This is a genomic window from Salinivibrio sp. MA427 (genome assembly GCF_001996115.1).
Lineage (GTDB): Bacteria > Pseudomonadota > Gammaproteobacteria > Enterobacterales > Vibrionaceae > Salinivibrio > Salinivibrio costicola.
The window spans coordinates 1-5,202 of sequence record NZ_MUFH01000184.1; the positions used below are offsets into that span (position 1 = coordinate 1).

Annotated in this window: 6 protein-coding genes; 1 reads left to right on the forward strand and 5 read right to left on the reverse strand. The window is 47.8% G+C overall.

The genetic code is table 11. The annotated features are described in order from the left end of the window. On the forward strand, positions 1 to 1,233 hold a 1,233-nt coding region (gene panP / locus BZG79_RS11200; protein ID WP_108743280.1), incomplete at its 5' end, for a pyridoxal-dependent aspartate 1-decarboxylase PanP. A 47-nt stretch (positions 1,234 to 1,280) separates the two neighbouring features. On the opposite strand, the gene BZG79_RS11205 is transcribed toward panP, so the two are convergent. The 5 genes from BZG79_RS11205 to BZG79_RS11225 all read right to left on the reverse strand — a co-directional run. Further along, positions 1,281 to 1,724: a hypothetical protein gene (locus BZG79_RS11205; protein ID WP_077774422.1), complete on the reverse strand. Its 444-nt coding sequence runs from the start codon at positions 1,722 to 1,724 to the stop codon at positions 1,281 to 1,283. Positions 1,725 to 1,807: 83 nt separating this feature from the next. After that, entirely contained in the window at positions 1,808 to 2,278 is a 471-nt protein-coding gene (locus tag BZG79_RS11210; RefSeq protein WP_077774423.1) for a DUF2947 domain-containing protein, read from the reverse strand. A gap of 137 nt (positions 2,279 to 2,415) precedes the next feature. Next, positions 2,416 to 2,985 (reverse strand): heme utilization protein HutZ, encoded by a 570-nt coding sequence (hutZ, locus tag BZG79_RS11215; RefSeq protein WP_077461144.1) that lies wholly within the window; start codon positions 2,983 to 2,985, stop codon positions 2,416 to 2,418. Between the two features lie 2 nt (positions 2,986 to 2,987). Further along, positions 2,988 to 3,524, reverse strand: a complete 537-nt coding sequence (gene hutX / locus BZG79_RS11220) for a heme utilization cystosolic carrier protein HutX (protein WP_077461143.1) — start codon at positions 3,522 to 3,524, stop codon at positions 2,988 to 2,990. A 95-nt stretch (positions 3,525 to 3,619) separates the two neighbouring features. After that, positions 3,620 to 5,202, reverse strand: a 1,583-nt coding sequence (locus BZG79_RS11225) for a TonB-dependent receptor (RefSeq protein WP_199877754.1), incomplete at its 5' end; no start/stop codon positions are given.

Here is a 5,202-nt window from a genome sequence, read left to right on the forward strand (position 1 = left end):
GTGCTTGGCATGCTGCATAATCTAATTTATCAGCAAGATGATGCCTTTTATCAAAGCTGGATGCACAGCGCCAACCACTCGCTGGGCGCATTCTGCTCGGGGGGAACAGTCGCCAACATTACCGCGCTATGGGTGGCGAGAAATAACGTCCTTAAGCCTGATGGTGAATTTCCTGGCATTAACAAAGCAGGCTTGTTTGGTGCAATGCGTCACTATGGTTATCGCGATTTGGCCATTTTAGTGTCTGAACGGGGCCACTATTCATTAGGAAAAGCCGCCGATGTGCTAGGGATTGGCCGCGACCAATTGATCTCCGTGCCCGCAGATAACCAAAATCGCATTTGCATTAATGCACTCGAAGACACTATTACGCAACTGAATCGCGATAATATCAAACCGGTGGCCATCGTGGGTGTCGCTGGCACGACAGAAACCGGCAGTATCGATCCACTCAATGCGTTAGCTGATATTGCTGAGCGAGAAGGCATTCATTTTCACGTGGATGCCGCCTGGGGTGGTGCCACGTTAATGTCGAATAACCAGCGCCATAAGCTGGCCGGTATTGAGCGTGCTGATTCGGTGACCATTGACGCCCATAAACAGCTGTATGTCCCTATGGGCGCCGGTATGGTGCTGTTTAAAGATCCTTCCGTGGTCGCATCCATCGAGCACCACGCCGAGTATATTCTCCGTAAAGGGGCAAAAGACCTCGGAAGTCATACGCTTGAAGGCTCTCGCAGCGGTATGGCGATGTTGGTATTTGCCTGTATGAATATTATTTCTCGCCGTGGCTATGAGCTGTTGATTGATCAAAGTATCGATAAAGCAGCTGCGTTTGCCAAGATGATTAGCCAACACCCGGATTTTGAGCTGATCTCAGAGCCAGAGCTTTGTTTATTGACCTATCGGTTTGTTCCCGCTCGTGTGCAAGCGGCCCTTGCGGTGGCTAATGAAGAGCAAGTCGATTTGATTCATAACTTGCTCAATGATCTGACTAAATTTGTGCAAAAACGCCAGCGTGAATCAGGTCAAACGTTCGTCTCACGGACGCGTCTCACGCCAGAGCAGTGGCAGCGGCGGACGACCACAGTGTTTAGGGTGGTACTTGCGAACCCGCTTACCACACAAGAGATTCTGCACGAGGTGTTAGTTGAACAAGCTGCGATTGCGCAAGAAAGTGAGTTCGCTTATCCGCGACTGATCACCTTGGCAGACAGTATTCTAAAGAGCTAGCCAAACATTGCGGCGTGCGCAGGCAGTCACATTCAGTGGCTGCCTAATTATTTGAGCGGTCCTGTTTTGGGGATATTGGTTGACTGCAAACAGTGCGTCTGGCTTAGCGCCGTCTCACGCTGATGCTCAATGTCTAGCTGGGCTTGTTGCCATTGTATTTGCACCTGTGGCGCTGTCATTGCGCGCCCTGGCTCTGAAAATAAAAAGCGTTGCAAGGTATGATCAAATTCAGCAGTGTTTTCTTGCTCGCTATACGCGATCCCCATTAATTCGAACGCACGCGCTTTTTCTCGCGCGGTTCCAATCACTGTGTATCGCTGCGCGGTATCCAGCGTTTTATCATAGCGACAATGAATCAGATCTTGCTCGGCTCCCCGTAATGCTTCGTTTAAGCCAATGGTACTGTAATTGCGCCACAGATCCGACATATTAGGTAACGAGCACCCAACCAGTAAGGCCGACAAACACACGGCAGCGATTATTTTTATCATCTCTGATCCCTATACGATGACGCTATGGATTGGACATGCGGTTTATCTTTCTATTAACGGCCACGTCGTTGATGACTTGAACGTCAGTCACGTTGACCGATCACTACTTCACCTGATTGCTCAAACATCGCAACCTCTTTGCGACGACGACCAATCAAGATGGGTTTGTCATCATAGAATAGAAAGTTTTTCCAATATTGCTTGAACACGCCCCAGCGAGTTTCGACGATATTATGTTTGTCGTAACAAAAGTAGACCGTAATATTGTCTTCCCAAGGAAAATTGGACACAAAGTTTTCAGGCAGATCATCATCGTTGTCCCACGCATGTTGCCAGACCAGCCGTTGAGTCCAAACGTTTTGATGGGTGGGCCAATCTTGCTTACCAAAATGATCCGGTGTCGGGCTATCTTTACTGATAAATTCTTGCCACAACTGCGCCGCACGCGTCTCTGTCATGGGTTTAATCTCAGCAAGATCTTGCTCTGGGATAGGGAGAGATTGATGGGTGAAAATCCACTTTCTTTTGTAGTCAGATAATGGGATGTAATTCATGCTGCTCGTGGTTATCGGCTTGGTAATGGCGTTTACTTTACCATAATTGCAGCGAGGTTGTTACCAAGCCCAATACCGATAATAAAGAGAAAACGGCAATGCGAAACACATTGCCGTCTCACCCTTCATCAACTCGATTAGCCGTTAATGACGAGCTCATCGGTAGTTTTAATGTCATTGTCTTCGCCGATTTTACGGTGGCCTTGATCAAGGTGCACCATATCAACAAAGTCGTCACTGCCAACCTGAAACGCTTGGCCAAATCCTTTCACATACAGGCCGTTTTCTGGCGCCAGACGGAAGAGGCGAAAGTCTTCTAAGCCACTCAAATTATCGATAATATCGCCAAACCGCGCTTTCAATGCATCAATGCCAACTTGCCAAGTCGCGGTGTTACGTTCCACCATTTCAGCTCGTGCATCAAAACTAAGACGTTGACGAGCAAAAATCTGTTTCGCGCTCCCTTCATCTTCGATCATCATCAATGACAAGTTTGGGTTTTCTTGCAGGTTGCGTGCGTGACGGGCAATTTCACTGATCAGGATATAAAAGCCATCTTCACGCTGAGCAAAGGGGGCATAACTAACATTGGGTTTGCCTTTTGTATCCAATGTTGCAAGCTGTAATGTCCGGCAGTTTGCACGAAATTCTTTAATTTCAGGGCCAAGGCGGTTTTGTAGCCGTTGTTGTTTAGTCGCTTGATCCATAGTTATTGCTCCGATTCTGTTTGTTGTGAGGTCGCTAACTGCGTTTTTAGTTGGTTAAAGGCATCAATCTGATGGTCTAAAAGCTGACGTTTTTCATCACGCCCGAGATAGATCTTAAAAATCGAATCGCCTTGTTCGGTAAAAAAGCCGATGTAATGGGTTGTCTTGCCGCGAAAGGCTTTGCTGACAAAAGCAATGCCCGCCATGCGCTCTAACTTTAAGTGGCCATGCATTTCGCCGGGCTTACCCATTAAGTTGTAATAGCCGTAAGCGATTTTTCCTTTGGGGAACGGCGCTTTTACTTCAAAGATCGAGCCGCCGGAATGCACAATCGCCGTCACAGGCCCGTCCCATCCGGCCACCTGCATGAGCACGGTTTCAGCATGTTGCCCATCGACCCAAGTTTGATAATCTGCGGGCATGGCGCGTACCACTTCCCCCTCACTCACACCTAGCGTTGCTGCCATATCGGCAGGCAGCATCGAGGCATTCTCGGTCAGTAGCGCACTGACCTGCTCCGTTAACGTAGTGGTTGTCATTGATCACTCCCAGCCTATTTTTATTGTGATAGGTTCTATCAGTGTGGGCAGGCGTTCACCTGCCCTTTGTACGAGTCGTTAAAGTTGGTAACGAGCTAAAATTGGTAACGAACATTAAATTTGATATCGCGCCCTGGTGAAGCCACTTGCGCCCAAGCTTGGGTATATTGCTCGTCGGTTAAGTTATCGATCGCTAAATCAAACTTCACGCCATCCCAAGCGCCATTGGGACTGTAGCTTGCATACACATCCCACAGGGTGTAGCCGTCGTAAGTGTTGGCATCGTTAGTGTCGTTTTGGTCGGCATAATAAGAAACTCGACCGCCGACACTCACTGGTAACGTCGCCAGCGCATAGTCGGTTTCTGCGACAAACTTGTGAGCTGGGATGTTATCAAGATAGCTACCATCATTCTTATTCTTGCCTTCGGTTTGGCTGTAGCTTAGATTATTGGTAAAGCCACCGAGTTGGTGATGAAGGCTTAGCTCAACACCTTCCAGTTTGGCATCGCGAACGTTTTCACGCGTTGTTGTGCCGCCCATGAAGTCAACGTTCATATCAATAAAATCGTCAACATCGTTACGGAACAGGCGCGCATCAACATAGGCATTATCGAAATAACTCGTCGGAGTAAATTGGTAGGTGATGGCTAATTCTTTGTTGGCACTGTGCTCTGGTTTCAAGTCCGGGTTCGGTATAAATCGATTGATCAACTTTGTAGGCCCCATAGGAACCACAAAGTGAGTACCACTGGCATACATTTCTTCTAAGCTCGGTGCACGAAAAGCTTCGCGATAGCTGGCAGTCAATGCTAGCTGTTCGGTTGCGTTCCATGTCAATGCCGTCGATGGGGACCACGCATGATCGCGGCTCTCACTATCCAGTGATGTCGGTCGATTATCTTCACCTTTGTAAGAGTCAAATCGAACACCCGCTTGCCAACGAATCTGGTCGAATACAGGAATATTTATTTGACCAAACGCCCCTATACTTTCTGCATTTGCATCTTGTCCTGCCGGACGCTCTCCAGGTGCACTGCTGTCATCACGTTTCGTTTCATAACTATCGCGATATAAATCCAGACCTGTAATTAAATCGATATTTTTTATGTTGGACGTATTCGTGATAGAGAAACCTATGGTTTGAGTCTCATTATTGTCACGTTCTTGCGGTGCAACACGGTGCTCTTTCATCTCAGTATTATTGAAATACAACTGAGAGTTAATATCGACCCAATGACTGGCGGGACTATAATCGTAGGCAACGGAAAGGCTCTGGTCCCTTGTTTCCCGGTATACTAACGGATAAGAACCTGACGGCTCTTTGACTGAGGGATTTGATGGAGACATATCATCAAGTTCGCCTTGACGAGCAGTCAACGTCCATTGATGATCTAAAGATGGTGTGTAACGGACTTTAGCAAAACCACCTTTTTCACGGTTTGAAGAGTCAGACAAAGTTTTACCATTACCCAGTTGGTTATCGTCCGAATCGTGATAGTAGCTTTGTACCAGCCAATCAACCGTCTCTGTGCGTCCAAACACCGCGCCGCTTGTGCGTAACGCATTATTGTTGCTGTGGAACCCTTGTTTAAGGTAACCACCTAAGGCCTGATCACCGGAAAGAAAATCGCTGGCTGATTTGGTGTTTTGGGCAAACACGCCTCCCAAAGCACCGG